Annotated in this window: 24 protein-coding genes and 1 other RNA gene; 8 read left to right on the top strand and 17 right to left on the bottom strand. The window is 69.2% G+C overall.

The features are described 5' to 3' along the window. Positions 1–14 precede the first annotated feature (14 nt). On the top strand, positions 15–1,037 hold the full coding sequence (locus ASE56_RS15095) for a sugar-transfer associated ATP-grasp domain-containing protein (protein ID WP_056231518.1): 1,023 nt from the start codon (positions 15–17) through the stop codon (positions 1,035–1,037). Positions 1,038–1,532: 495 nt separating this feature from the next. Here ASE56_RS15095 and ASE56_RS15090 read toward each other — a convergent pair whose 3' ends face one another. The 3 genes from ASE56_RS15090 to ASE56_RS15080 all read right to left on the bottom strand — a co-directional run bounded on the left by ASE56_RS15090 (position 1,533) and on the right by ASE56_RS15080 (position 4,733). Next, positions 1,533–2,231: a coenzyme F420-0:L-glutamate ligase gene (locus ASE56_RS15090; protein ID WP_056231515.1), complete on the bottom strand. Its 699-nt coding sequence runs from the start codon at positions 2,229–2,231 to the stop codon at positions 1,533–1,535. After that, positions 2,228–3,547 carry an RNA polymerase sigma factor gene (locus ASE56_RS15085; RefSeq protein WP_056231510.1) on the bottom strand — a complete coding sequence of 440 codons (1,320 nt, stop codon included), beginning with the start codon at positions 3,545–3,547 and terminating at the stop codon, positions 2,228–2,230. Before ASE56_RS15085 ends, ASE56_RS15090 begins: the two co-directional genes overlap by 4 nt. 259 nt (positions 3,548–3,806) lie before the next feature. Next, positions 3,807–4,733, bottom strand: coding sequence for a proteasome assembly chaperone family protein (locus ASE56_RS15080; protein WP_056231507.1), 927 nt, complete (start codon positions 4,731–4,733; stop codon positions 3,807–3,809). 84 nt (positions 4,734–4,817) lie between these two features. On the opposite strand from ASE56_RS15080, the gene ASE56_RS15075 reads away from it, so the two are divergent. Genes ASE56_RS15075 through sucB form a run of 3 tightly spaced genes read left to right on the top strand, consistent with a single transcriptional unit; the run spans position 4,818 to position 9,433 of the window. Then, positions 4,818–6,284, top strand: a complete 1,467-nt coding sequence (locus ASE56_RS15075) for a leucyl aminopeptidase (protein ID WP_056232376.1) — start codon at positions 4,818–4,820, stop codon at positions 6,282–6,284. Next, the gene (gene lpdA, locus ASE56_RS15070) at positions 6,281–7,654 is read left to right on the top strand and encodes a dihydrolipoyl dehydrogenase (protein WP_056231504.1); all 1,374 of its coding nucleotides are present in this window, start codon (positions 6,281–6,283) and stop codon (positions 7,652–7,654) included. The genes ASE56_RS15075 and lpdA overlap by 4 nt, the downstream gene beginning before the upstream one ends. Before the next feature lie 54 nt (positions 7,655–7,708). Then, on the top strand, positions 7,709–9,433 hold the full coding sequence (sucB, locus tag ASE56_RS15065) for a 2-oxoglutarate dehydrogenase, E2 component, dihydrolipoamide succinyltransferase (RefSeq protein ID WP_056231501.1): 1,725 nt from the start codon (positions 7,709–7,711) through the stop codon (positions 9,431–9,433). A 17-nt stretch (positions 9,434–9,450) separates the two neighbouring features. Here sucB and ASE56_RS15060 read toward each other — a convergent pair whose 3' ends face one another. Beyond that, positions 9,451–10,464, bottom strand: coding sequence for a hypothetical protein (locus ASE56_RS15060; protein ID WP_056231498.1), 1,014 nt, complete (start codon positions 10,462–10,464; stop codon positions 9,451–9,453). A 118-nt stretch (positions 10,465–10,582) separates the two neighbouring features. On the opposite strand from ASE56_RS15060, the gene ASE56_RS15055 reads away from it, so the two are divergent. After that, positions 10,583–11,293 (top strand): DUF4191 domain-containing protein, encoded by a 711-nt coding sequence (locus ASE56_RS15055; protein WP_056231496.1) that lies wholly within the window; start codon positions 10,583–10,585, stop codon positions 11,291–11,293. A 53-nt stretch (positions 11,294–11,346) separates the two neighbouring features. Here ASE56_RS15055 and ASE56_RS15050 read toward each other — a convergent pair whose 3' ends face one another. After that, positions 11,347–11,817 (bottom strand): RDD family protein, encoded by a 471-nt coding sequence (locus ASE56_RS15050; RefSeq protein ID WP_056231494.1) that lies wholly within the window; start codon positions 11,815–11,817, stop codon positions 11,347–11,349. 91 nt (positions 11,818–11,908) lie between these two features. On the opposite strand from ASE56_RS15050, the gene glnA (ASE56_RS15045) reads away from it, so the two are divergent. Beyond that, positions 11,909–13,333, top strand: a complete 1,425-nt coding sequence (gene glnA, locus ASE56_RS15045; RefSeq protein WP_056231492.1) for a type I glutamate--ammonia ligase — start codon at positions 11,909–11,911, stop codon at positions 13,331–13,333. A 71-nt stretch (positions 13,334–13,404) separates the two neighbouring features. Here the strand turns inward: glnA (ASE56_RS15045) and ASE56_RS15040 are convergent, their stop codons facing one another. Continuing rightward, the gene (locus ASE56_RS15040) at positions 13,405–13,716 is read right to left on the bottom strand and encodes a DUF2277 domain-containing protein (protein ID WP_056231489.1); all 312 of its coding nucleotides are present in this window, start codon (positions 13,714–13,716) and stop codon (positions 13,405–13,407) included. A gap of 129 nt (positions 13,717–13,845) precedes the next feature. On the opposite strand from ASE56_RS15040, the gene ASE56_RS15035 reads away from it, so the two are divergent. Continuing rightward, positions 13,846–15,540 (top strand): long-chain-fatty-acid--CoA ligase, encoded by a 1,695-nt coding sequence (locus tag ASE56_RS15035; protein WP_056231486.1) that lies wholly within the window; start codon positions 13,846–13,848, stop codon positions 15,538–15,540. A 49-nt stretch (positions 15,541–15,589) separates the two neighbouring features. Here ASE56_RS15035 and ASE56_RS15030 read toward each other — a convergent pair whose 3' ends face one another. Genes ASE56_RS15030 through ASE56_RS15020 form a run of 3 tightly spaced genes read right to left on the bottom strand, consistent with a single transcriptional unit; the run spans position 15,590 to position 20,160 of the window. Continuing rightward, positions 15,590–18,580, bottom strand: a complete 2,991-nt coding sequence (locus tag ASE56_RS15030; protein WP_056231484.1) for a bifunctional [glutamine synthetase] adenylyltransferase/[glutamine synthetase]-adenylyl-L-tyrosine phosphorylase — start codon at positions 18,578–18,580, stop codon at positions 15,590–15,592. Positions 18,581–18,590: 10 nt separating this feature from the next. Continuing rightward, the gene (glnA, locus tag ASE56_RS15025) at positions 18,591–19,931 is read right to left on the bottom strand and encodes a type I glutamate--ammonia ligase (RefSeq protein ID WP_056232374.1); all 1,341 of its coding nucleotides are present in this window, start codon (positions 19,929–19,931) and stop codon (positions 18,591–18,593) included. Between the two features lie 25 nt (positions 19,932–19,956). Next, entirely contained in the window at positions 19,957–20,160 is a 204-nt protein-coding gene (locus ASE56_RS15020) for a hypothetical protein (RefSeq protein WP_056231480.1), read from the bottom strand. Between the two features lie 96 nt (positions 20,161–20,256). Here ASE56_RS15020 and ppgK point away from each other — a divergent pair, with 96 nt between their 5' ends. Beyond that, positions 20,257–21,042, top strand: coding sequence for a polyphosphate--glucose phosphotransferase (gene ppgK / locus ASE56_RS15015; protein ID WP_056231476.1), 786 nt, complete (start codon positions 20,257–20,259; stop codon positions 21,040–21,042). Positions 21,043–21,076: 34 nt separating this feature from the next. On the opposite strand, the gene ASE56_RS15010 is transcribed toward ppgK, so the two are convergent. From ASE56_RS15010 to ASE56_RS14980, 8 genes are all read right to left on the bottom strand, one after another. Beyond that, a complete protein-coding gene (locus ASE56_RS15010) occupies positions 21,077–21,367 on the bottom strand; it encodes a hypothetical protein (protein ID WP_143017854.1) in 291 nt (96 codons plus the stop codon). 81 nt (positions 21,368–21,448) lie between these two features. Then, positions 21,449–21,763, bottom strand: a complete 315-nt coding sequence (locus tag ASE56_RS15005; RefSeq protein ID WP_056231464.1) for a hypothetical protein — start codon at positions 21,761–21,763, stop codon at positions 21,449–21,451. Positions 21,764–21,835: 72 nt separating this feature from the next. Beyond that, an RNA gene (gene rnpB, locus ASE56_RS16290) (RNase P RNA component class A) lies at positions 21,836–22,203 on the bottom strand. 42 nt (positions 22,204–22,245) lie between these two features. Further along, positions 22,246–23,268, bottom strand: a complete 1,023-nt coding sequence (locus tag ASE56_RS15000) for a hypothetical protein (protein WP_056231459.1) — start codon at positions 23,266–23,268, stop codon at positions 22,246–22,248. A 23-nt stretch (positions 23,269–23,291) separates the two neighbouring features. Then, positions 23,292–24,992: a bifunctional 3'-5' exonuclease/DNA polymerase gene (locus ASE56_RS14995; RefSeq protein WP_081349734.1), complete on the bottom strand. Its 1,701-nt coding sequence runs from the start codon at positions 24,990–24,992 to the stop codon at positions 23,292–23,294. A 12-nt stretch (positions 24,993–25,004) separates the two neighbouring features. Next, entirely contained in the window at positions 25,005–25,733 is a 729-nt protein-coding gene (locus ASE56_RS14990; protein WP_056231456.1) for a zinc ribbon domain-containing protein, read from the bottom strand. Positions 25,734–25,854: 121 nt separating this feature from the next. Then, the gene (locus ASE56_RS14985; RefSeq protein ID WP_056231451.1) at positions 25,855–26,367 is read right to left on the bottom strand and encodes a hypothetical protein; all 513 of its coding nucleotides are present in this window, start codon (positions 26,365–26,367) and stop codon (positions 25,855–25,857) included. 1 nt (position 26,368) lies between these two features. Next, positions 26,369–26,944, bottom strand: coding sequence for a helix-turn-helix transcriptional regulator (locus ASE56_RS14980; RefSeq protein WP_056231447.1), 576 nt, complete (start codon positions 26,942–26,944; stop codon positions 26,369–26,371). Positions 26,945–26,966: the final 22 nt, after the last annotated feature.

The following is a 26,966-nucleotide window of genomic DNA, read 5'->3' as shown; positions in this document are numbered from 1 at the left end:
GACCTCGGAGCCTCATGCCTCAACAGGGTTTCTCCCCCGTCACACGCCTGCGTTACCTCGCTGGGCGGGCCCGCCGCATCGACGTCGGATCCGTCGTCGAACGAGCCAAAGAGGCCTCCGCGCAGCACGGCAAGGCCCTGCCACTCGTCGTCGCGGACATGCTCTTCCAGGCCGGTGTCAAGAACGTCGGCTTCCAGGACTACATCGACTACGACTTCGCGATCCTTACCCCCGCCGAGCGCGCGACGTACATGACGCACCCGGTCTCGAACCAGATCTCGCAGAAGTACGACCACCCCGACTACCGCGGCCTGTTCCAGGACAAGGTCGAGTTCGACAAGACCTTCAGCGAGTTCCTCCGTCGTGACTGGATGGTGGTGGATGCCGGCAACGCCGACGAACTGCACGCCTTCACCGAGCGCCTTGGAACCATCGTCACCAAGGAGCCGGTCGGTCAGGCCGGCACCGGCGTGCACCGGTATCACGCGGCCGAGGTCGACGACTGGAGCGCCTTCCACCGCGGACTGCTCGAGCGCGGGGAGATCCTCGTCGAAGAGGTCATCCGCCAGCACGACGACCTCGCGGCCGTCTGCCCCGGCACCGTCAACACCACGCGCGTCACCGCGTTCTTCGACGGACAGAAGACTCACATCCTTGCAATGGCGCAGAAGTTCGGCCGCGGCGCGGTGAGCGACCAGATGACCTTCGGCGGCTTCTACACGATGCTCGACGAGAACGGCCATGCGCTTGGCGCCGGCTACGACTCGCACGGTCACGTGCACGAGCTGCACCCCGACTCGGGCGTTCGCATCGCCGACTTCCAGCTGCCGATGATCGACAAGGTGAAGGCGTTCGTCGACCAGGTCGCCCGCGTCGTCCCCCAGGTGCAGTACGTCGGTTGGGACATCGTCGTCGGCCCCGACGGCCCCGTACTCGTCGAGGGCAACTGGGGCGCCGGTGTCTACGAGAACAAGCCGAGCGTGACCGGAATCCGCACCGGGCACAAGCCGCGCTACCAGGCCGCCATCGGGTTCTGATCCCGGATGCCGAGAGGCCCGTCCCCCCGCGTGGGGGCGGGCCTCTGCTGTATTCCGTCGGCGCGAAAGATGCTCACTGCCTCGGTCCCCCGCCCGGTGGCGCGCGGCGTGAACACCTACCGGGGCCGCGTGGTGAGTACGCCCCACACGCGCAGCCGCGCCTGAGTGTCGCGAGCCGTTCGTTTGCCGCAAAGGGCCGCCTGGAGTGGCCGGTGGCGTGCATCTGCGGCACATGAGCGTCGTGCGTGAGCGCCGCGGGCCGTTCGTTTGCCGTAAATGGGCGCCTGGAGTGGCCGGTGGCGTGCATCTGCGGCACATGAGCGCCGTGCGTGGGCGCCTCGACCCGCTCGTTTGCCGCAAGTGGGCGCCCGGCGGGGCCGTCGCCGCGCAACCGGGGCGAGACATCTGGGTGACGGGCGCGGGCGGTTGGGAGGAGGCATCCGGGAACGCGAGAGGCCCGCCCCGAGAACGGGACGGGCCTCTCGACGAGGTGTCTCAGGTGTGACGCACGATGCCGAGCGGCGTCGACTCGTGGCCCTGACCGAGCGGGTTGTCCTTGAGGATCGCGACGAGGCGCTTCTCGCCGGCCTTGTCCATCGTCGAGCCGAGGATGTTGCCACCCAGGTCGTTGATGTCGACCACGGCCACCTGCAGGTCGCCGCCGAGCAGCGACTTGAGGCGGGCGGCCACCTCGCGCGGACGCTCGGGTCCGAGCACCACGGCCTGGTTGTATGGCGGGATCGTGCCCTTGGTGGGGCCGTCGATCGCGCGCGCCTTGTCGCCGGCGATGCGGTAGAAGTCGCCCTTGCGTCCGAACGCCTTGGTCACGGCCGAGACGGCCGCGGCGAACAGGATGCGGGGCGTTCCGCACTCGCGTAGCGCCATCTCCATCGTCTCGGGCATGCCGAGACCGATGCCGTAGGGCGTGCGGGTGACGTACTTCGACAGGAAGAGCGCGAGCTTGCGGGGCTTGATCGTGTCGAGCTTGAACGACCGGCCCTGCGTGATCGCGACGATCTTCTCAGTGACGAACAGCAGGTCGCCCGGCTGCACGGCATCCTTCGCGTACTCGAGGATGAACGCGTCGAGGTCGTCGCCCGGCATGACGACCCGCGTGCGGATCGGGATGCGGGCGTACGACGTGCCCTCGACGGTGACGGTGAGCGCCTTGCCGGCGTTGGCCTCGCCGCTCATTCGAGGTAGTCCCGGAGCGACTGCGAGCGGCTGGGGTGACGCAGCTTCGCCATGGTCTTCGACTCGATCTGGCGGATGCGCTCGCGCGTGACACCGAACGTGTCGCCGATCTGGTCGAGGGTCTTGGGCTGACCGTCGCCGAGGCCGAAGCGCATGCGGATCACGCCCGCCTCGCGCTCGCTGAGCGAGTCGAGGAGCGACTCCAGCTGACGCTGCAGCATGGTGAAGCCCACCGCGTCGGCGGGGACGACGGCCTCGGTGTCCTCGATGAGGTCACCGAACTCGCTGTCTCCGTCTTCACCGAGAGGCGTGTGCAGCGAGATCGGCTCGCGGCCGTACTTCTGCACCTCGATGACCTTCTCGGGGGTCATGTCGAGCTCGCGGCTGAGCTCCTCGGGCGTGGGTTCGCGACCGAGGTCCTGCAGCATCTGACGCTGGACGCGCGCGAGCTTGTTGATGACCTCGACCATGTGCACCGGGATGCGGATGGTGCGGGCCTGGTCGGCCATCGCGCGTGTGATGGCCTGACGGATCCACCAGGTGGCGTAGGTCGAGAACTTGAAGCCCTTGGTGTAGTCGAACTTCTCGACCGCACGGATCAGGCCCAGGTTGCCCTCCTGGATGAGGTCGAGGAACTGCATGCCGCGGCCGGTGTAGCGCTTGGCGAGCGAGACGACGAGGCGGAGGTTGGCGCCGAGCAGGTGGCTCTTGGCGCGCTGACCGTCACGGGCGACCCACTGCAGGTCGAGTCCGAGCTGGCTCGTCTTCTCGGCCGCCGACATGTTCGACAGCTTCTCTTCGGCAAACAGACCGGCCTCGATGCGCATCGCGAGCTCGACCTCTTCGGCCGCGTTCAGCAGCGGGACCTTGCCGATCTGCTTCAGGTAGTCCTTGACCGGGTCGGCGGTGGCGCCGGTGATCTGCGCCGAGTAGACGGGGACGTCGTCCTCGTCGCTCGACGAGATGACGATGGCGCCGGTGGGAAGTGCCTCGGCGGGCGCCGCCGGTGTCTCGTCGTCATCGTCGTCGTCGGTCTTCTTCGCGTCGGTCTTGGCCGCGTCGTCGGAGTCGTCGCTGTCGTCGGTCTCGTCGATCTCGACGTCGCCTTCTTCGACCACGTCGTCCTCTTCGAGGTCGTCGTCCTTCTTGGCCTTGGCCTTCGCCTTGGCGGGGGTCGCCTTGGCCTTTGCCGGAGCCTTCTTCGCGGGGGCCTTCTTGGCGGTCGTCGTCTTCGACGCCGTCACGGTCTCCTCGGAGTTCTCGAGCTCGGTGTCCTTCGCACTCCGGGAGCGGGTCTTGGTTGTCGTGTCTGCCACGTTTCGCCTTTCACCGGGAACGTACGCTGCACGGCCACCGGTCGTTCTCGGACACTAGTAAGACCCTTGTCAAGTCCCGAACCGAGGAGCGGGGGCTCCTGGTCCGGTTGACAACGGGTCAGGTTCTTCATTGTCTCACATTCCCGGACCGGGACTTGACGTGGACCGGGGATCTATGCGTAGACAACGCTCGCGCCCGATGGGACATTCCCGGGATGCCGACTCCTCGGCATCCCGTCGACGCGGATGTCGGATGCCGTCAGCCGAGCTTGCCGCGACGATCGTCGTCGCCGGGGCGCGAGGCGAGGAAGCGCTCGAGCTCGGCGGCGAGCTCGTCGGCACTCGGCAGATCGCCCGTGTGGATGATCGGCGTGGCTTGGGTCGAACCCGCCATGTATGCGTCGTAACGCTCCTCGAGGTTCTCGAGCATGCGGGTCAGCTCGTCGCTGCCTTCGACCTGCTCGGTGACCTTCTCGAGGAACTCGCGGTTCTCTTCGCGCAGCACTTCTCCCGAGAACACCAGACCGGTCGCGACGGTCAAGCTGTCGAGAGCGGCGAGGGCTGCGGCGGGGTACTCCGTGTCGCCCAGGTAATGGGGAACGAGCAGGGCGAAGCCCGCCACCTTGGCGCCGGCTTCGGCGAAGCGGTACTCGAGAAGGTGGCCCGCCGTGGAGGGCACCTGGGTGTGAGGGCGCCAGACGGAGTGAGCCTCGGCGAGGTCGGGGCGCGTTCCGCTGACGGTGGTGCCGATGGGGCGCGTGTGCGGGACCGGCATGGGGATCGCGTGCACCCACGAGATCGACGAGACCTGCAGTCCCGCCGACAGCTCGAGGACGGTCTCGGCGAAGGCCTCCCAGAGGAAGTCGGGCTCGTATCCCGCGAGGAGCAGGAAGGGCTGCCCGAGGGAGTCGTGTGCGAGCGACAGCTCGAGGCGCGCGGGTCGGTAGTCCGTGAGGTGGTCCTCCACGAACGTGATCGCGGGTCGGCGCGCGCGGTAATCCAGCAGCGCGTCGTTGTCGAAGACGAAGAGGGCGTTGGGCTGCACGTCGTTTCGGAAGTACTCGACGAGACGGGTCACCGCGCCACCGGCATCGGTGAAGCCGGTGAGGGCGATCACGAGCGGCAGGCCCGACGGCACGGGGGGCGCCGCAGGGGCGCGGTCGTACAGCGGGGCGGAGGAACGCATACCTCCACTCTACGAGCGTGCCGGTTGCGTCGGCCGCGGTGCGTCCCGCTCCTAGCGAACACGCTCGAACCTAGGATGGATGCCATGCCGTTTCCCTCCGTGGCGTATACCGACGCCCCCGTTCTCGAGTCCGACGCCGACGCGATCCTTCTGATCGTCCCCACTGTTTCGGAGGGGGCTCCGGATCCGGCCGGCTGGGAGGGACTGATGGCGTCGCTGTCCGCCGTCGGTTTCACCGGCGCGGCGGGCTCGTTCCAGCGGGTGCACGTCCCGGGCGTCTCCACCCCCGTGGCCGTGGCCGGTGCGGGCTCGAACCCGGCGGACGCGGCTCTGCGTGACGCCGCGGGCACGGGGCTCCGCCAGCTGACCGGCTTCGAGCACGTCGCCGTGCAGTCGCTCGTCGCCTCCCCGTGGCGTCCGATCGCCGAGGGTGCCGCTCTCGGCGGATACCGCTTCGCCGACTACAAGAAGAAGGCGGCGAAGGTGCGCGCGACCCGCGTGACGGTGGTCGCCGATGAGGCGCCCGCCGACAGCGACACCGCTGCGGTCGCGGCCGTCGCCGGTGCGGTCGCGCTGGTGAAGGACCTGGTGACGACCCCGGCCGAGTGGCTCGGGCCCGCCGACTTCGCCGACGCCGCCGTGAAGGCTGTCGAGGGCCTGCCCGTCGAGGTCGAGGTGCTCGACGAGAACGCCCTTCGCGAGGGCGGATACGGCGGCATCCTCGGAGTCGGGCAGGGATCCGACCGCCCGCCGCGCATGGTGCGCCTCGACTACGCGCCCGCCGACGCGGAGCGTCACGTCGCCCTCGTCGGCAAGGGCATCACGTTCGACACCGGTGGCCTCTCGCTCAAGCCGCCGGCATCCATGGTCGGTATGAAGTACGACATGTGCGGCGCCGCGACAGTGCTCGCCGTCCTCAAGGCCGCGGCCGAGATGCGTCTGCCCGTGCACGTGAGCGCCTGGCTCTGCATCGCGGACAACATGCCCTCGGGTCGCGCGACGCGCCCGGGCGACGTACTGCGCACCCTCGACGGCACGACCGTCGAGGTGCTGAACACCGATGCCGAAGGTCGCCTCGTGCTCGCCGACGGCCTCGCCGCGGCCAGCCGCGAGAACCCCGATCTCATCGTCGACGTGGCCACTCTGACGGGGGCGATCACCGTCGCGCTCGGCAACCGCCACACCGGTGTGATGGGAGACGACGAGGCGGTCGCGACGTACCTGGCCGCGTCTTCGCGGACGGCAGAGCTCGCCTGGCAGTTGCCGCTCCCGGGCCACATGGTCGACGACCTCGACTCCCCCATCGCCGACCTGCAGAACGCCAAGATCGGCGACCCCGCGGGCGGCTCGCTGTTCGCCGGATTGTTCCTGCGCCACTTCGTGGGTCGTGTCTCGTCGGACGCCGATGCTCCGCGTATCCCCTGGGTGCACCTCGACATCGCCGGTGTGGGCATGAACAAGTCCGCGCCCTTCGGGTACACCGACAAGGGCGTGACGGGAGCGACGGTCCGCTCGCTCGTCGAGATGCTGGCCACGGACGGCGTACGGTGACCGAGTACTCCGCCGACGTCGTCGTGCTCGGCGGTGGAAGCGGTGGCTACGCCGCCGCCCTCCGCCTCGCCGAGCTGGGCAAAGACGTCGTGCTCGTCGAGAAGGACAAGCTCGGCGGCACCTGCCTGCACCGGGGGTGCATTCCGACCAAGGCGCTCCTCCACGCCGGCGAGGTCGCCGATGCCGCCCGTGGCGCGGCCGACATCGGCGTCGATGTGACCTTCTCGGGCATTGATCCGGCGCGCGTGCGGGCGTACCGCGAAGGCATCGTCGCGAAGAAGTTCAAGGGACTCGAGGGCCTGATCTCGGCTCGCGGCATCCGTGTCGTCCACGGCGAAGGGGTGCTCGCGGCGGGGCCGACGGTTCGCGTCGGCGACGACGTGTACCGCGGAACCGATGTCATCCTCGCCACCGGCTCGTACAGCCGGAGCCTGCCGGGCCTCGAGATCGGCGGGCGGGTGCTCACCAGCGAGCAGGCCCTCGACCTCGACGTGATCCCCGAGCGAGTGGTCGTCCTGGGCGGTGGCGTGATCGGTGTCGAGTTCGCGAGCGTGTGGCGTTCGTTCGGCGTCGACGTCACGATCGTCGAGGCACTCCCCCACCTGCTGCCGGCCGAGGACGTGGCGTCGAGCAAGGCGCTCGAGCGCGCGTTCCGAAAGCGCGGGATCTCGTTCCAGCTCGGGAAGAGGTTCGCCTCCCTCTCGCAGTCCGCGGACTCGGCGACCGTGACCCTGGACGACGGCTCCGAGCTCGTGGCCGATTACGTCCTGGTCGCTGTCGGCCGGGGCCCGGTGACCGCCGGACTCGGCTACGAAGAAGCCGGCGTCGTCCTCGACCGCGGCTTCGTCCAGACCGACGAGCGTCTGCGCACCGCCGCGGACCACGTGTGGGCGGTGGGCGACATCGTCCCCGGCCTGCAGCTCGCGCACCGCGGCTTCCAGCAGGGCATCTTCGTGGCGGAGGAGATAGCCGGGCTGGCGCCCGTGCTGGTCCCCGACGTCGACGTCCCCCGCGTCGCCTACTCGCACCCCGAGGTCGCGTCCGTCGGGCTCACCGAGGCGCAGGCGCAGGATCGTTACGGATCCGATGCCGTGAAGGCGTACGAGTACAACCTGGCCGGAAACGGCCGCAGCGAGATCATCGGCACCTCGGGCATCGCGAAGATCGTCCGACGTGTCGACGGCCCCGTCGTCGGCGCCCACCTCGTGGGCGATCGCGTCGGTGAACTGATCTCGGAGGCGCAGCTCGCCGTGGGATGGGAAGCCCACCCCGAAGACATCGCGCCGTTCGTCCACGCACACCCCACCCAGAGCGAGGCGCTCGGCGAAGCCTTCCTGGCTCTCGCCGGCAAGCCCCTGCACGCACTCTGACCACAAACCGGTCACTAAGCTAGGTACCGCATCCGGTACGAAGGAGACATATCCATGAGCACTTCCGTCGTCCTCCCCGCTCTCGGCGAGAGCGTCACCGAGGGAACGGTCACCCGCTGGCTCAAGCAGGTCGGTGACACCGTCCAGGAGGACGAGGGTCTGCTGGAGATCTCGACCGACAAGGTCGACACCGAGATCCCCTCGCCCGTCTCGGGCGTGATCGAGGAGATCCTGGTCCAGGAAGACGAGACCGTCGAGGTCGGAGCGGTCCTCGCGAAGATCGGTGACGGCTCCGGCGCCGCCTCGTCCGACGACGCCCCGCAGGCCGCCCCGGCCGAGGAGCAGTCCGCTCCGGCCGAAGAGGCGGCCCCCGCCGAGGCCGCTCCCGAGCAGCCCGCCGCCGAGCAGCCCGCTGCCGAGTCCGCGCCCGCCGCGAGTGGCGACTCCACCGAGGTGAAGCTCCCCGAGCTCGGCGAGAGTGTCACCGAGGGCACCGTCACCCGCTGGCTGAAGGCCGTCGGCGACGACGTCGCGGTCGACGAGCCGTTGCTCGAGATCTCGACCGACAAGGTCGACACCGAGATTCCCTCGCCGGTCGCCGGCACGCTGCAGGAGATCCTGGTTCAGGAAGACGAGACGGTCAACGTCGGTGCCGCCCTCGCGCGCATCGGCAGTGGTGCCGCCCCGGCCGCGCAGCCCGAGGCGCCCGCCGCCCCGGCCGCCGAAGAGAAGCCGGCCGAGCAACCCGCCCCCGCGGCGGAGGAGAAGCCGGCCGAGCAGCCCGCTCCCGCCGCCGAGCAGAAGCCGGCCGAACAGCCTGCTCCCGCCGCGGCTCCGGCTGCCTCGTCCAACGACGACGTGACCTACGTCACCCCGCTCGTGCGCCGCCTGGCGCAGCAGCAGGGCGTCGACCTGGCTTCGGTCAAGGGCAGCGGCGTCGGTGGACGCATCCGCAAGGAAGACGTGCTCAAGGCCGCCGAGGCAGCCAAGTCCGCTCCCGCCGCTGCGGCTCCCGCTGCCGCGTCGGCCCCGGCGGCCGCCCCCGCGCCGGTCGAGGTCTCGCCCCTGCGCGGTACCACGCAGAAGATGTCGCGCCTGCGCAAGGTCATCGCCGAGCGCGCCGTCGCGTCGATGCAGGCCACGGCTCAGCTGACGACGGTGGTCGAGGTCGACGTGACCAAGCTCGCGGCTCTGCGTGACCGCATGAAGGGCGAGTTCCAGCAGAAGACGGGCGACAAGCTCTCGTTCCTGCCGTTCTTCGCCATCGCGGCCATCGAGGGTCTCAAGGCGTACCCGATCATCAACTCCACGGTCGAGGGTGACGAGATCGTCTACCCCGCTCACGAGAACGTGTCGATCGCCGTCGACACCGAGCGCGGTCTGCTCACCCCGGTCGTCAAGGACGCCGGCGACAAGAACATCGCGCAGCTGGCGCGCGAGATCGCCGATCTCGCCGCCCGCACGCGCGACAACAAGCTGAAGCCCGACGAGCTCGCCGGCGGCACGTTCACGCTGACCAACACCGGTTCGCGCGGCGCGCTCTTCGACACGCCCATCGTGTTCCTGCCGCAGTCGGCGATCCTCGGCCTCGGTGCCGTGGTGAAGAAGCCCGGTGTGGTCTCGGTCGACGGCAAGGACGCGATCTCGGTCCGCTCGTACGTCTACCTCGCGCTGTCGTACGACCACCGCATCATCGATGGAGCCGACGCCGCTCGCTTCCTCGGCGCGGTCAAGGCTCGCCTCGAGGCGGCGCAGTTCGAGGGTGACCTCGGAATCTGATCGCACCGAGCACCGGCTCATGATGGCTGGTCCGCGACCGTTCTGACGGCGCGGACCAGCCATCGCTCGTTCTGGCGCACGAGGGTGACGTACTGCGTCGCTTCTGCCGCATCGACCCGCACGACGGTCACTCCCCCGAAGTCGTCGACGACGGTGATCTTTCCTGCCGCCGCCCCAGCCGCCACAGGTTCCCGTGGGAAGGCGGAGTTCTCTTCGTACCTGGACACGCAGGCCGCGTCGCCTCGGCATCCCTGCAGCTCAGTGAACAGTGTGCGGGCGATCTGTTCCACGTCGTCGGACAGCGGACGGCGCTCGTCCACCGGCAGCGGGTCCGACAGCCACGGCGTCGTCGAGGTCGGCGCGGGATCGACGTCGGTTTGGCCGGTAGAAGGCTGCGGCGTTGCGCGGTCTTCGGGGATCAGGCAGAAGGCCAGCACGGCGATCACCCCGATGCTCGCGCTCAACGTGGACATGCGGAAGACGCGAGACCGACGCCAGTGTCCGCGGACACGCTCGAGCGCTTGTCGGGTCGCGTCGGCGAGGTCGGCATCGACGAGGTCGAGCACCCGGATCGCCGGACCGTCCTGCTCGCGCGTCGGCGGATCCGCGACGGGTTCCGCTGCCGGGAACAACGGGCCGAGCACGAGCGGAACGGGCGTCGCGTGCGCGAACAGACGCCTCTCGACCGCCTCCCAATCGCGTGGAGGGCGCGTCAACACGCTTTCTCGTGCGCGACCGACGATCTCGCGCGTGGGCGTGTCGTCGGCGATGTTAGCGAGGTGCGAGAGCGTCTCGGCGGTCGCTGCGATCGCGTCGGGTCCGTCCGGGTCGTCGATCGCCACGGGGCACCCGGTCGCGGTGAGCCACCAGGTCTTCCCGTCCGCCGCGGTGGTGGATGCGCGGCATCCGCGAAGGAGGCCGACGGCTGCCGTGACGGCCTCCCCCGGCGTCAGGGGAAGGGTGCTGCGCGCTCGACGTCTGAGGTACGCGTCGAGGGGTTCGGCGAGAACGGATGCCGTGGAGCTGCTCATTCCGCGATGGTGGCCGAACCCGGCGCCCCTCGAGGGCGCGTCGCCCCTGAAGTGGGGAGCGAACGAGGGATCCGCCGCCTGGGGAGGAAGGACTCGCGGCGAAGATAGAATCATTCTCATGGCCGCTCGCACCACCACGCCCGAGAAGCGTCCGGGCTTCTTCTCGCAGATCAAAACCCTGTACACCTTCACCCAGAAGGAGTACCGGTGGTTGCCGTTCCTGCTGGCCGGAATCGTGCTGGTGGGCATCGCCCTCGGTGTGCTCATCGGTTTCCTGATCCCGCCGCTGGCGGCCTGGAGCATCATCCTCTGGGGTGTCACGGGCCTGCTGGCCGGCATCCTGGCGTCGATGATCACGATGACGCGTCTGTCGACGACCGCGATGTACAAGAAGATCGACGGCATGCCCGGCGCCACCGGTCACGTGCTGTCGTCGTCGCTCGGGCGCAACTGGCAGGCCTCCGAGGCTCCGATCGGCGTCAACCCGCGCACGCAGGAGGCCGTCTACCGGGCCATCGGCCGCGGCGGTGTCGTCCTCATCGGCGAGGGTAACCGCAGCCGTCTGACGCGTCTCGTCGGCGAGGAGCGCTCCCGTGTGACGCGCGTCGCCGCCGGCGTGCCCGTCACCGTTCTCTACGTCGGACACGGCGACGACGAGGTGCCGATCGCCAAGCTCGCCTCGACGATCAAGGCGCTCCCGAAGAAGGTCGACCGCTCGACGATGGCGGCCGTCATCAAGCGCGTGTCCTCGGTGTCGCAGGGCCTGTCGTCGCTGCCGATCCCGAAGGGCGTCGACCCGACGAAGATGCGCTCCCCGCGTCCCCGCTGATCTCATGAGAAAGGCCCCCGCTCCGGCGGGGGCCTTTTCCATGGATCGGGGATTCAGGAACGCACGAGGACCGTTCCGACGACTTTGTCGTGCAGGCCGCGCTGGTCGGCGTCCCACACGACCGCGGGGATGATGAGGGCGAGGAGGACGGTTCTCACGATCGGGCGCCAGAGGCCCACCCAGCCCCCGGATGCCAGCTCCAGGCGCATCCCCAGGATCCGGTGTCCGGGGCTGCCGCCGAGGAGGGGGATGAAGAGGATCTGGACGGCGAAGAAGATCAGGTTCGTCGCGATCGGATTCGCGAACGGCACGCCCGTCACCGGGTCGGGTGCGGAGAAGAACGCGTAGCCGATGAGGCCGGCGCTCGCGACGTCGATGAGCAGGGCCGCGATGCGGCGTCCTGGGCGGGCGATGGAGCCGCGACCCTCGCGGGGAAGGCCGAGCCGCTGGCCCGGATACTCGTTCTCGGCGGGGACGCTCACGGCATCCAGCGTAATCGGCGCCGCGTAACATCCCCGAAACATGCGAGATATGACCGGGACACCGGTTCTGGGTAGGGTCGAGGAGGCTGGCCGAGGCCGGCATGATCCCGAATGTTCTACCTCTGGAGTCTTCATGTTCAAAGATTCGTCCGAGGTGCTCAAGTTCATCCAGGACGAGGACGTCAAGTTCCTCGACATCCGTTTCACGGATCTTCCTGGTGTGCAGCAGCACTTCAACATCCCCGCCTCGACCGTCGACGAGGAGTTCTTCACCGTCGGACAGCTGTTCGATGGCTCGTCGATCCGCGGGTTCGCGAACATTCACGAGTCGGACATGCAGCTGATCCCCGACGTGACCACCGCGTACGTCGATCAGTTCCGCGAGGCTAAGACCCTCGTCATGATCTTCGACATCTACAACCCGCGTAATGGTGAGATCTACGGCAAGGACCCGCGTCAGGTCGCCAAGAAGGCCGAGAAGTACCTCGCCTCCACCGGCATCGCCGACACCGCGTTCTTCGCCCCCGAGGCCGAGTTCTACATCTTCGATGACGTCCGCTACGAGGTGAAGCAGAACTCGAGCTTCTACTCGGTGGACTCCGAAGAGGGCGCCTGGAACACCGGACGCGAAGAGGAGGGCGGAAACCTCGCCAACAAGACCCCCTACAAGGGTGGATACTTCCCCGTCTCGCCGGTCGACAAGACGGCCGACCTGCGCGACGACATCACCCTCAAGCTGATCGAGGCGGGCTTTGCGCTCGAGCGTTCGCACCACGAGGTCGGCACCGGTGGTCAGCAGGAGATCAACTACCGCTTCGACACGATGCTGCACGCGGCCGACGACATCCTGAAGTTCAAGTACATCGTCAAGAACACCTGCGAGCAGTGGGGCAAGGTCGCGACCTTCATGCCCAAGCCGCTCTTCGGTGACAACGGCTCCGGCATGCACACGCACCAGTCGCTGTGGAACGACGGCAAGCCGCTGTTCTACGACGAGACCGGCTACGGCGGACTCTCCGACGTCGCCCGCTGGTACATCGGCGGTCTGCTGGCGCACGCCCCCGCGGTCCTCGCGTTCACCAACCCGACCCTCAACAGCTACCACCGCCTGGTGAAGGGCTTCGAGGCTCCGGTCAACCTGGTGTACTCGGCCGGTAACCGCTCCGCGGCCATCCGTATCCCGATCACGGGTACCAACCCCAAGGCAAAGCGCATCGAGTTCCGCGCTCCCGACGCCTCGGGCAACCCGTACCTCGCGTTCGCGGCTCAGCTCATGGCCGGTATCGACGGCATCAAGAACCGCATCGAGCCGCACGAGCCCGTCGACAAGGACCTCTACGAGCTCCCCGCCGAAGAGGCCAAGAACATCCCGCAGGTTCCGAACTCGCTGCTCGACTCGCTCGAGGCTCTGCGCGCCGACCACGAGTTCCTGCTCGCCGGCGGCGTGTTCACGCAGGAGCTCATCGACACCTGGATCGAGTACAAGATCGAGAACGAGATCCAGCCGATCGCCCAGCGCCCGCACCCCTTCGAGTACGAGCTGTACTTCGGGGTCTGATCGCCCGATCCTCCACGTCGACGCCCGTCCCCGCCGTTTCGCGGGGGCGGGCATCGTCGTTCGCCTGCGGATCATCCGGCGCGTGACGCTCGCTTCTGCTCCTGGAAGACGCGGATGGCTTCGTAGCGCTCGGCCGAGCGGGCCTGCCGCTTCGCCGCCTCGACCTCGCGCACCTTCGGCGGGGCTTTCGTCACCAGGTCGTCGAGCAGATTCCGGACGGATGCCGCGATCTCGTCCACGGCGCGATCGAAGACGTCCTGGTTGGCCCGCGATGGCGTCGTCGTCCCCACGATCTTGCGGACGAACTGGAGCGCCGCGTCGTGGCACTCGGCATCCGTCGCCGGAGGCGTGAAGTTGTGCAGGGGAACGATATTGCGGCACATGCGGGCCAGGTTAGGCCGATCGGCCGCCGGTTGCGAGGGTCGTCAGTTTTTCGCCTCGTCGCCGGCTTCCCGGCATCCCTTCAGGTGAACCTCCGCCGCGATGTCGGAGGGGCACGGGAGGATGGGAGCATGGCCGAGTCCCCATACGCGTCGCGTCCGTGGTCCACCTCCTACGCCGAGGGGGTGCCCCTCGAGATCGACGAGCCCTCGCAGACACTGCCCGAGATGCTGGCGGCCTCGGTCGCGCGGTACGGAAAGAAGACCGCCCTCGAGTTCTTCGGTGCGCCGACCACCTATCGCGAGCTCGGCGACCAGGTCTCCCGCGCAGCAGAGGGCCTGCGTCGACTGGGGGTTCGGGCCGGCGACCGCGTCGCCCTCGTCCTCCCGAACTCGCCGCAGCACGTCGTCGCGTTCTATGCCGCGCTGCGCCTCGGCGCGATCGTCATCGAGCACAACCCGCTGTACACGCCCCGCGAACTGCGTCATCAGTTCGAGGACCACGGCGCCCGGTTCGCCATCGTGTGGGACAAGCTGGCCGACACCGTCGCCGAGTTCCCGGCCGACCTGGCGCTCGAGAAGATCATCAGCGTCGACATCACGACCGCCCTCCCCTTCGCGAAGCGCCTCGCGCTGCGCCTCCCGGTGGCGAAAGCCAAGGCCGCGCGCGAGCAGCTCACCAGCGCGCCGCGGTCCAAGCGTCCGCAGGCGTGGGAGAAGCTCCTCACGCACGGCACGTTGTCTCGAAAGCACCCCGGCCCCGTTCTCGACGACATCGCACTGCTGCAGTACACGAGCGGCACCACGGGCAGCCCCAAGGGCGCCGTCCTCACCCACTCGAACCTGCGGGCCAACGCGATGCAGGGCCGCGCGTGGGTACCGGGCCTTCGCGACGGTGAAGAGACGTTCTACGGGGTCCTCCCCCTGTTCCACGCCTACGGGCTCACGCTCTGCCTGACATTCGCCATGAGCATCGGGGCGAAGCTCGTGCTCTTCCCGAAGTATGACCTCGAGCTGGTCGCGGCGGCGGCGAAGAAGAGCCCGCCCACCTTCCTTCCCGCCGTTCCCCCCATCTACGACCAGCTCGCGCGCGCCGCAGCCCGGGGCACGCTCGACCTGAGCACCGTGCGCTTCGCGATCTCGGGGGCGATGAGCCTGCCCGTCGCCACCGTCGATCGGTGGGAGGCCGCCACCGGGGGTCTTCTCGTCGAGGGGTACGGAATGACCGAGTCGTCGCCGGTCGCCCTCGGCAACCCCATCGGCCCGTCCCGCCGCCCCGGAACGGTGGGCGTGCCTTTTCCGAGCACCGACATCCGCGTCGTCGACCCCGAGGACCCGACCGTCGACCGGCCCCTCGGCGAGCCCGGAGAGCTCCTCCTGCGCGGTCCCCAGGTCTTCCAGGGGTACTGGAACCGCCCCTCCGACACGGCGGCGACACTGCTCGACGGCGGGTGGCTGCGCACGGGCGACATCGCCTCGGTCTCACCGGACGGCTTCGTCACCATCGTCGACCGTCTCAAAGAGATCATCATCACGGGCGGGTTCAACGTGTCGCCCAGCGAGGTCGAAGACGTCCTGACCTCGCACCCCGACATCGCCGGAGCGGCGGTCGTCGCCCTACCCAAGTCGAGCGGCGGAGAAGACGTCGCGGCGGCGATCGTGCTGCGCGACGGCGTCCACGTCGAACCCGACGCGATCCGCGACTTCTGCAAGGCGCGCCTCGCGGCCTACAAAGTGCCGCGTCGTGTCGTCGTGGTCGACGACCTGCCCCGCTCCCTCATCGGGAAGGTCCAGCGACGCGAGGTGCGCGAACGTCTCATGTCGTGAGCTGTGCGGAAGGGATGCCGCGAGCGGGCGGCATCCCTTCCGCTCACGGTCATCCGTAAAACAGCTTGTCGAAGACGCGGCGCGCGCGGCGCGTGGTGCCCAGGTAGTCCTCTTCGACCTGCGTGGCCGAGCGCGGAGCATATTCGAGGATGCGACCGATACCGTCGAGCTTCGCTCGGTCCACGGGAAGCACATCGCTCGTCTGGCCCGACAACAGCGTGTTCGCCGAACGAAGACGGCTCGCGAGATGCCAAGCCGCGGCGAGCTTCTCGGCCGCGTCGGCCTCGATGATCCCCTCGTCGACAGCGGCATCCAACGCCTCGAGCGTCGACGTCGTCCGCATCGCGGGGATCGCGCGCGCGTGCTGGAGCTGCAGCAATTGCACGAGCCACTCCACGTCGCTGATCGAACCGGGGCCGAGCTTGAGGTGCCGAGCGGGGTCGGCGCCCTGCGGCAGACGCTCGTTCTCGACGCGCGCCTTGATGCGCCGGATCTCGCGGAGCCCGTTCTGATCGGCCGACACCGGATACCGCACCTCGTCGGCGAGCTCGAGGAACGCCCCGATGAGCTTGACACTGCCGGCCACGCCACGGGCGCGCAGGAGCGCCTGCGCCTCCCACGACAACGACCACCGCCGGTAGTACTCGGCGTAGGCGTCGAGGGAGCGGGCGAGAGGACCGCTCCGCCCCTCGGGTCGGAGCTCCGCATCGAGGTCGAGCGGCAGACGGTGGTCCTCCGACTGCTCGCGCAGGCCGGCGACGAGCTTCAGCGCGAGCTGACTGGCCCGCTGCGGGTCGATTCCGTTCGCGCGATAGACGTACATCACGTCGGCATCCGATCCGAAACCGATCTCGCGTCCGCCGAAGCGTCCCATCGCGATGACCGCGAAGTCGAGATCGTCGTCCTCGGGCGGGACGACGACACGGCGCACGGCGCGCAGGGTGGCCTGGATGGTGACCTCGGTGATGGTGCTGAGGGCGTCGGAGAGCTCCTCGAGCGAGACCGTTCCGAGAACCGCGGCCATCGCGACACGCAGCATCTCGCGCCGGCGCAGCGCCCGCACCGAACGCATCGCGTCGTCGATGTTCTGCCAGCGGGTCTGGATGGCCCGCGCCTCTTCTTCGAGCGCCTTTCCCGAACGGGGGCGCAGCAGCGCGTCGTCGTCGAGCCAGGCCACCGACTCGGGGATCCATTCCATGAGCTCACCGATGTACCGCGAGCCCGAGAGCACCCGCGTGAGACTCTCGGCGGCCCCGGCCGAGTCGCGCAGCATCCGCAGGAACCAGGGGGTGTTGCCGAGCCGCTCGCTGATGCGGCGGAAGACGAGCAGGCCGTAATCGGGATCCACGCCGTCGGCGAACCACCGGATCATGATCGGCATGAGGTGCCGTTGGATCGTCGCCTTGCGGCTCAAGCCGCTGGTCAGCGCGGCGATGTGGCGGAGCGCTCCGGCCGGGTCGCGGAAGCCGATCGCGGCGAGGCGATCGCGCGCCTGCTCGGTCGACAGGGTGCGCTCCCCCTCGGGAAGGGCGGCCACGGCCGACAGCAGGGGGCGGTAGAACAGGCGCACGTGGATGTCGCGCACCTCGCGCTTGATGCCCTCCCACACGGCCTGCACCCCCGATGCCGAGTCGGCCAGTCGCGACGCTCGTGCGAGGACCCGCAGGTCGTCGTCCTTCTCGGGCAACAGCGCCGTGCGGCGGAGACCGCGAAGCTGGAGGCGGTGCTCGAGCAGACGCAGGAGGCGATAGTCGCGACCGAACGCCTCGGCCTCGGACCGCCCGATGTACCCCTCGGCGACCAGCGCGTCGAGCGCCTCGAGCGTGCCGCGCTGGCGGATCCGTTCATCGGTCAGACCGTGGACCAGCTGCAGGAGCTGCACGGTGAACTCGACATCTCGGATGCCGCCGGGCCCGAGCTTGAGCTGTCGATTGACCTCCGCGGACGGAATGTGATCGGTGACGCGTTCGCGCATGCGCTGGACGCCCTCGACGAAGTTCTCTCGCGCGGCGCTGTGCCACACCAGGGGCTGGACGGCGGCGACGTACTCGGCCCCCAACGTCGGGTCCCCGGCGATCGCCCGGGCCTTCAGCAGGGCTTGGAACTCCCAACTCTTCGCCCACCGCGCGTAGTACTGCTCGTGCGAGGCGAGGCTGCGGACGAGCGCGCCCTGCTTGCCCTCGGGGCGCAGGTTCGGGTCGACCTCCCACAGGGGCGGCTCGATCTCGGGACCCGAGATGCCGCGCATCGTCTGCACGGCGAGCCGCGTGCCGATGTCGATCGCGCGCGCCTCGGTGACGGCGTCCTCATCGGCCGATCCCCCCACGAAGATCACGTCGACGTCGCTGACGTAGTTCAGCTCACGCGCGCCCGTCTTGCCCATCGCGATGATCGCGAACCGGGTCGCCTCCACCTGTTCACGAGGGAACGATCCCGGCCCGGGCCCGCTGACCCGCGCCCTCGCCACGCTGAGAGCCGCCTCGAGGGCCGCTCCCGCCAGGTCGGCCAACGACGAGGCCACGGCGGGAATCGCGCCCGCGGGGTCGTCCTGCCCGAGGTCGTAGGCCGCTATCCGGGCCAGCAGTCGCCGATAGCGCACGCGCAACGCCACCCACGCGACATCCGAGGCATCCGACGCGAAGCCCTCGACGTCGCCGACGGATGCCAGGAGCTCGGCGCGCATGAAGGGCTCGTCGGGCAGGGTCAGGCCCGCACCCGAGAGATGCGCGAGCTCATCGGGGTGGCGCAGGTAGAACTCCGCGAAGCCGTCGGAGGCGCCCACGATGTCCCACAGGGCGCGCCACGCTCCCGCGTCCGCCGCCGCCGCGCGAACCGCTTCGCGATCACGGCGGGCGACCTGCAGGATCGACAGCAGGGCACGGTCGGGGTCGGCCACGCGCTGCGCGAGCTGCATGGCATCCGCCCGCTCCACCCCCACCGACTCCTCGAGCTCGGAGAGCAGGGTGTCTGCTTCGGCGAGCCGTGAGAAGCCGGTGCGGGCGAGGGCGGTGAGCGCGGTGGAACGATCGCCCGAGGTCATGGGACGACTGTCAGAGCGCTTCGAGGTTGCTCGCGAGCTCGAACGGCGTCACCTGAGCGCGGTACTGCTGCCACTCGCGCCGCTTGTTGAGCAGCACGTACTTGAAGACCGTCTCGCCGAGCGTCTCGGCGACGAGCTCTGACTCCTCGAGGTATTCGAGGGCGTGGTCGAGGCTCGCCGGCAGCGGTGCGTAGCCGAGCGCGCGGCGCTCCGCGTCGCTGAGCGACCAGACGTTGTCCTCGGCCTCGGCCGGGAGCTCGTACTCCTGCTCGATGCCCTTGAGGCCCGCCGCGAGCATGAGCGCGTACGACAGGTAGGGGTTGGCGGCGGAGTCGAGCGCGCGGTATTCGACCCGCGTCGACTGGCCCTTGTTCGGCTTGTACAGCGGCACGCGCACGAGAGCGGAGCGGTTGTTGTGGCCCCAGCAGATGAAGCTGGGAGCCTCGTCGCCGCCCCACAGGCGCTTGTATGAGTTGACGAACTGGTTGGTCACGGCCGAGATCTCGTTCGCGTGACGCAGCAGGCCCGCGATGAAGTGACGGCCCACCTTCGACAGCTGGTACTGCGCGCCCTCTTCGTAGAACGCGTTCATGTCGCCCTCGAACAGCGACAGGTGCGTGTGCATACCGCTGCCGGGCTGGCCGCTGATCGGTTTCGGCATGAAGGTGGCGTACACGCCCTGCTCGATCGCGACCTCTTTCACGACCGTGCGGAACGTCATGATGTTGTCGGCCGTGGTCAGCGCATCGGCGTAGCGCAGGTCGATCTCGTTCTGGCCGGGTCCACCCTCGTGGTGGCTGAACTCGACCGAGATGCCGAGGTCTTCGAGCATGCGCACCGACCGGCGACGGAAGTCGTGCGCCGTGCCGCCGGGGACGTTGTCGAAGTACCCGGCCGAGTCGACCGGCTGCGGGCGACCGTCGGCACCCAGCTGCGAGGACTTCAACAGGTAGAACTCGATCTCGGGGTGCGTGTAGAACGTGAACCCGGCGTCGGCCGCCTTTGCGAGCGTGCGCTTGAGCACGTGACGCGGGTCGGCGACGGCCGGCTGCCCGTCGGGCGTCGTGATGTCGCAGAACATGCGCGCGGTCGGGTCGATCTCACCGCGCCACGGCAGGATCTGGAAGGTCGTGGGGTCGGGGTGCGCGAGCAGGTCGGACTCGTACGACCGCGTCAGTCCCTCGATCGCGGAGCCGTCGAAGCCCAGCCCCTCGGTGAAGGCGCCCTCGACCTCGGCCGGGGCGATCGCCACCGACTTGAGCGTGCCGACCACGTCGGTGAACCAGAGGCGGACGAACTTGACGCCCCGCTCCTCGATCGTGCGCAAGACGAAATCGCGCTGCTTGTCCATCGTCATCCCTCGTTTCGGTGGGCGTTCAGCGGGTGGAGCCGGAGCCCCAGTCGTCGCGGGCGTCTTCTTCGGCCCACTGCTTCGAGCGCTCCTTCATGAGCTGCGGCGCGTTGGCCGCCTCTTCGGCGGTGTCGAAGGGGCCGGCGCGATCCACCGCGGGCGACTCGTATCCCTGCTCGACCTTGCCGGTCTCGAGGTTGTACCAGTACTTCTTGTCATCGTCGCTCACGATCGCTCCTCACGTGGATCTCGCGTCTCGGCGCGAACCGCCGGTGCTCCCCCGATCCTACTGATCCCGACCGTGCGGCTGGATAGGCTGAGGGGTATGGCAACGAATGCGTCTCGTGCGGTCGGAGTGGACATCGGCGGAACCGGCATCAAGGCCGGGATCGTGGATCTGGATGCCGGTGAGCTGATCAGCGACCGGGTGAAGGTCGCGACGCCCGAGGGTGCAGAGCCGGCCGACGTCCTCGCGGCGGTGAAGCAGGTGCTCGAGACTCTGGAGGCCCCCGCGGATCTTCCCCTGGGCGTCGCGTTCCCCTCGATCGTGAAGGGCGGCCGCACCCTTTCGGCCGCGAACGTCTCGAAGTCGTGGATCGGTTTCGAGGCCGAGAAGTTCTTCGAGCACGGCCTGTCGCGCGACATCCACTTCGCCAACGACGCCGACGTCGCCGGTATCGCCGAGGTGCGCTACGGCGCGGCCAAGGGCGTGAACGGTCTCGTCATCCTCACGACGCTCGGCACGGGCATCGGGTCGGCGATGATCTACGACGGCGTGCTCGTTCCCAACAGCGAGCTCGGTCACCTGCAGCGCGCCGGGCACAAGAAGGACGCCGAGCACTTCGCGGCCTACTCGGCCATGGAGCGCGAGGAACTGTCGTGGGACAAGTGGGCGAAGCGCCTGCAGTGGTACTACGACTACGTCGAGTTCCTCTTCAGCCCCGACCTCATCGTCGTCGGCGGGGGCGTGTCGAAGCACTCCGAGAACTTCCTCCCCCTACTGAAGCTGCGTGCTCCCATCGTCCCGGCGAAGCACCGCAACAACGCCGGCATCATCGGCGCCGCGTCGCTCGCGGTGCCGGTGCCCGAGGCGCTGCCCGCGGTCAAGTAGATCCGGGGCCGGTGCCGTGGCATCCGGAAACCTTTCAGGCGGCGTCTGCCCGACGCAGGCTGACCGCATTGCGCCACACTACGGGTGCCCAGTGGCCGCCCTCGCACGGCACCTCGAGCATGACCACGCGGTCGTTGCCACCCGTCGCCCACGCGGGTTCGCGGGTGGCGGCCCGGTTGGGCCAGGTCACCCACGCCCATACAGGGCGCTTCTGCGCGTACCACTCGATGGGCCGCGCTCCCCAGGTCTCGGGCTGCAACGTGCAGGGGGCGATGGATGCCAATACCCGAGCGACCATCTCGTCGCTGACTCTCGTCGAACCCATGCACCGGACCCCTTCCCCGGCCGTGGTCGAGTGTAGAACATATGTCCGACACTCCGCATCGGGGGTGACCCGCGAGCGCGTCTAGCCGAGCAGCAGATGCACCCGCTCGCGCATGGCGGCGACGGCCTGCTGGCGCGTGCGCCCATTGCTCGGCGCCTGCAGGAGCTCCGCCGCGACCTCGACGAGGATCGCCGTGCCGAGGAACAGGTCGGCCGCGCCGACGGCCCCCGAATCGCCGTCGCGGCTGCGCGTCGTCTGCAGCGCGGCCGCGGGCGTGCCGAAGCGCGCACGCGCGATCGCCCGCTCGTCGGCGGTCGCGTCCCAGAAGGGTCGTCCTGTCGCGTCCGCCCGATCGATGAGATTGACCAGGAAGTCCCGTGCGTCGTCTTGTGCCACGACAGGTCTTCGGAGCCGCACGGCGCTCAGATGCCGACCGGACTACTGGTTTCGGCGTGCGATCCCGAGGGGCGAATGGGCCGGCCTGTACGCCGGGTTCTGTCCGGGGGTCGAAACCCCGTGGACGGTCATCTCTCTCGGCGACACGTTGCCGTGCCGCTCCAGCGGCCTACCCGGGGACTCGGCGAGCCGCGTCGTCATCCCCTGTCTGGCCTTGCTCCGGACGAGGTTTACCTCGCGGGTCGTGTCACCACGACCCCGGTGGTCTCTTACACCACCCTTTCACCCTTACCCCGCACCCCGAGGGGACGGGGCGGTCTGCTCTCTGTGGCACTGTCTCGCGGATTGCTCCGGGTGGGCGTTACCCACCGTCCTGCCCTGTGGAGCCCGGACGTTCCTCGGCACGGGCGAACCCGTGACGCGACCGTCCAGCCGACCCATTCGCGCTCGCTAGTCTACGGGGCCGTGCCGCGCCGACACCGTCACCGGGCGACGAGCAAGACGCCACCGAGGATCGCCGCGGGCACTCCGATGACGAGCCCGAGCAGAATGGCGATGTCGCACCAGACCGAACGCCGCCGCAGACGTCTCCCCGCGGCGGCGACCTGCGTGCGGGGGAACACAGCGCGGGGGTCGGTGTACGGCACGATCTGCGTGCGGACTTCGGCACCCAGGAGGGTCGCGAAGCGCAGCAGAGCGGGCACTTCCGTGGCATCCCGGCCCCGCCGGAATCGGGTGGATGCCACGAGCAGGAGGTCGTCGACGACTTCGACGTCCCAATTCCGTCCGTGCTCGAGGAGGCAGACGAGGACGTCGGGTGTGAGGACTTGGAGAGCGTCGCGCGCGTAGCCAAGAGGAGCGTAGACCGCGAAGTGGCGATCCATCTCGCCCTCGAGGGACACCCGTTGCGCGCCCGGTAGCTCGGCTCGGAGGCGTCCGTTGCGCAGCGAGTCGATCATGATGTGCGGCATCGGGCGGGGCAGCCGGAGAGCGAGGAAGCGAAAAGCGTGGCGCGGCCCGCGCGCGGCATCCCGTCCCCCCTCGAACGTGGCGACGCCCAGGCGAAGCGGGGCATCGTCGAAAGGTGGCCGATACAGCTCGAAGGCGCTCCCGTACGAGGGATCGGCACCGGGGGCCCGCTCGGCGAAGAAGACTCCGCCCATCTCGAGAGGTGCGCCGAATCGCGCGTACGACAACCCCACAGAACGCGCGAAGCGGTGCAGGGCGAGTTCGCGCCGCACTCCGGCCGGATAGGCGACCAGTGCGGCCCCGAGCGCCAGCCCGAGGACACCCGCCCACAGTAGGACGACAGCGACCAGTCCCGCGAGCGTGTCGAGCCATGCGGCTCTGACGACCTCGAACTGCACGAGCGCCCACCCGACGAGGAGCAGGACTCCGAGGGCGAGTGTCCCCACGCCCGACGCGGCCAGGCGGTAGGCGAGCGGATCGGCGTCCCTCACCGCGGCATTCGAGGCGCGTCGCGGGTACGGCGGCAGCTCGATCACCCCTCGAGCGTACCGAGCGCCTGTCAGCCCTTGTCTGCGGTCGTGCCGACGCGGAGGTCGAGGGGGAAGTCGATGGGGAACGCTCCGAAGAGCAAGCGCCCGGCGAATGCCGCCGCCTCCCGCACCGCGTCGGCCACGGCATCCGCGTGCGCAAGAGGGGTGTGCACCACGATTTCGTCGTGCAGGAAGAAGGCGAGGTGCGGCGCCCGGTGGAACACCGGTCCCGACGCAGGCGCCGCGTGGGCGGCATCCACCTCGGGGAATTTCGCGAGACGTGAGCGGAGGTCGGCCAGCCATGCCAGCGCCCACTCGGCTGCCGTGCCCTGGACCACGAAATTGCGTGTGAAGCGTCCGCGGTCGCGCGCGGATCGGCGCGCGCGTGTTTCGTCGATCCCGGATGCCGCAGCGTCGCTCGCCCGAGATTGCAGCGCGCGCCAGGACTCCCCAGCAGTGGGGGACGTCCGACCGAGCCAGGTGTGAACGACCCCGCCGTCCTCTCCCGTGCGCGCCGCGTCGTCGACCAGTTGCATCGCGCAGGGGAACGTGCTCCGCAGCCGCGGGAGAAGCCGTCCGCTCTCTCCGGTGGTGGCGCCGTACATCGCCCCGAGCATCGCGAGCTTCGCTTCGGCGCGGGTGGCGACGGCACCGCGCTCGACGATGCCGGCATAGAGATCGCGACCGGATGCCGCCTCGGCCAACGCCGTGTCACGTGCCATCGCGGCGAGGACACGGGGTTCGAGCTGGGCCACGTCGGCGGTGACGAGCGTCCAGCCGGGGTCGGCCCGCACCGCGGTCCGCAGGGCGCGTGGGATCTGCAGGGCTCCCCCGCCCGACGAGGCCCACCGCCCGGTGACGACGCCGGCCGGCACGTAGACGGGACGGAACCGACCGTCGCGCACCCACTCGGCCAGCCACGCCCAGCCGTTCGCGGTGTAGAGGCGCATCTGCTTTTTATAGGCGATCAGCGGGGCGACGGCGGGGTGGTCGTGCTCGGACAGCTCCCAGCGGCTCGTCGATTGCACGAGCAGGCCGGCGCGGTGCAGGGAGCGCAGCAGTCGCGGCTGCGAGTCGAGCGAGGCTTTCGGGTCGCCGAGCGCGTCGCGGACGACGGCGGCGGTCTGCTCGATGCGCTCCGGGAGCCCGCCGCCGCGCCGCGGCCCGAGCTCGGTCTCCAGCAGGCGCTCGTGCGCCTCGACACTCCACGGCACGCCCGCCGCGTGCAGTTCGACGGCGATGAGCGCACCGGCCGACTCGGCGGCGGCCAGCAGCCGCAGGGCGCCGGGTGTCGCTGCGGCGGCGATGGCGCCATGCTGGCGCCGGTATTCGGCGACCGCTTCGTCGGCGGATTCGGGGACTCCGGATGCCGATTCCCCCAGGTCGAAGAGGGCGTCGCCCGCGTCGGGTGGGGTGGATGCGGCATCCCAGGCGGTCGCGCGGCGGAGCCCGGCGTCGTCGGTGACGGCCACGGCGTCGCGGAGGATCGCGTGCACCAGCCGAAGGTCCCACGCTCGCGCGACGCGTACGCCTGCATTGAGCAGCTCTGGGTAGGCGGTGGTGGTGTCGGGCCAGACCCAGCGCACGTCGCCCGCGTGCTCGCGCGCACGGACGGCCGCGACGAGCTCGTCGACCTCGGTCGAGCGAAGCGGGTTCGCGTCGGCGTCGAGCTCGATCAGGACGGGGGAACCGGATGCCGCGCGGGCGACGACGACCGTGTCAGAGGCCACGGCCGTCTCGGGTCATCGGGACTCTTCGGTGCGGACGAGGATCGCGCCGCACTCGGGGCAGAACACGACCTCGTCTGTCTGCGCGCGGCGGACGACGGCGAGATCGCTCGGCGGAAGCACCATGCGGCACGCTTCGCACGCCCCGGCACGCAGGAGTCCGGCACCGTTGCCGCGCGAGGCGAGCCGCTCGTAGAGCCCGAGCAAGTCGGCGGGAACCGAAGCGGCCACGGCCTCACGATCACGGCGCGCGCCCTCGAGTCGCGTGGTCGCGTCGGTGACGGTGGATTTGGCCTCGGCGCTGAGCTGAGCGCCCTGCGCGTTGGTGTCGGCGATCACTGCCTCTTGCTCGGTGACAGCGGCATCAGCTGCCTCGAGCCGCTCCATGAGCGCGATCTCCATGTCTTCGAGGTCGCTCTTGCGCCGCTTGAGCGAGGTCAGCTCGCTCTCGAAGCCCTGGGCCTGCTTGGGGTTCGACGACGCGGCAAGTCGCTCGGTGTCGCGGGCGATGCGGGCGTCGACCACGGCGACGTCGGACTCGAGGCGCTTCAGTTCGGCGTTGATGTCGTCGCGGACGTTGGCGCGCGTCGAAAGCTCCTGCGTGAGCGTCGCCCTTTGCGCGATGAGCTCGCGCACGCGGTCGGCCTGCGGTGGGTTGCCGGCGACCTTCTCGTCACGGTGGATACGCGCGTCGAGGTCGGCGAGGTCGAGCAGTTTGCGCTGGTCGGCGGGATCGGCATTCACGTCCCCCACGCTACCCCGGGCCTCGGACATCCGCGGTACGCGTACCTGGTGCGCGGTCACCACCGAATCGGGTCGACCGGGTGGAGCGGTGGTGGCGAGGCTTCTTCGAGGATCCGCTCAACTATCCCCGCGTCCGTGCGCTCATGCTGTCGCCGGGGTAGTACCCCTCATAAAGGTCCTCCGCCGCATCGATGGTGCCGACTACACACAGATGAAGCAGCCGACGTATGTCATTGACATCGCGACCGGGGCGTCCTGCTCGAAGTTTCATCGCCAGCAGCGTCTCCGCCGAAGCGACCTCGATGACCACACCATCGGCGTCGTAGAGGTTCTCCCATTCGGCAGGGCGACCGATCCAGGGAGTTGCTCCGAGCTGGTCGACCTCGAAATTCAACCAATCCTTCGGCCATCCGCGTCGCTCGGCGACGCGCGCTGCCGCCTCGGCGACGGCATGATCGTCCTGGCTCGTCACCCCTGTTGCATCCAGGTCGTTTGTGGATTCCCGTTCGAAATGGCGGAGCGCGATTGCGGCTCCCCCGACGAGGCGGATGCCGACGCGATCCCCGCTGGCGACGAGTTCTTCGACGAGATCGCGCAATGCTGCGACGATGTCGTCCCGCCCGAGGATGGGCACCTCAGACGCTCGCGAGGGTGTCGCTCCAGATGAGGACACCGTGCTCGAGGAATTCTTCCGGTACGTCGCCGGGGCCAGGGCGCGGGTCGGCGGGGTCTACCTCCAGTGTCCTCGGTGACGGGAGGTGCCGGTTCGGTGTCTTGGTCCATTCCGGATGCGGCAGATTCTCTTCATTGAGGCGAAGAGAGACGAGCGCGGCGAGCGCGGAGTCCCACACGGCTTCCCCGGTGGGCTCCGGCTCGGCCACCACCAGCACTCCACGGATGAGCCCGCGTTCGGCCTGAAGGTCGTCGCTGAGTTGGATGAACGCGCGAAGCGCGCGGTGTCGATCGCCGCGCCGCAGATGCGAGCGAATGGACGACGCGGCAGTCGCGACATCGTCGCGACGAGTGGGGGCAGAGTACAACCGGTGGCCGGTCGCGCCGAGAATGCGCTCGACCGTTCCATACTCGAGCTCGCCCGCACTCTCGGCGCGCGAAATGCGCCCCTGATCGACGTGAAGCCGATCGGCGATGGCCTTCTGCGTGAGATTGCGGCTCTTGCGAGCGGCGCGAAGCAGCGGTGTCGCGGTCGTCACGTGCCCTCCAATATGTACTACG

Source organism: Microbacterium sp. Leaf203 (assembly GCF_001421275.1).
GTDB classification, from domain to species: Bacteria; Actinomycetota; Actinomycetes; order Actinomycetales; family Microbacteriaceae; genus Microbacterium; species Microbacterium testaceum_A.
The sequence above is the reverse complement of the archived record's forward strand: the minus strand, read 5'-3'. Positions and strand labels throughout refer to the sequence as shown.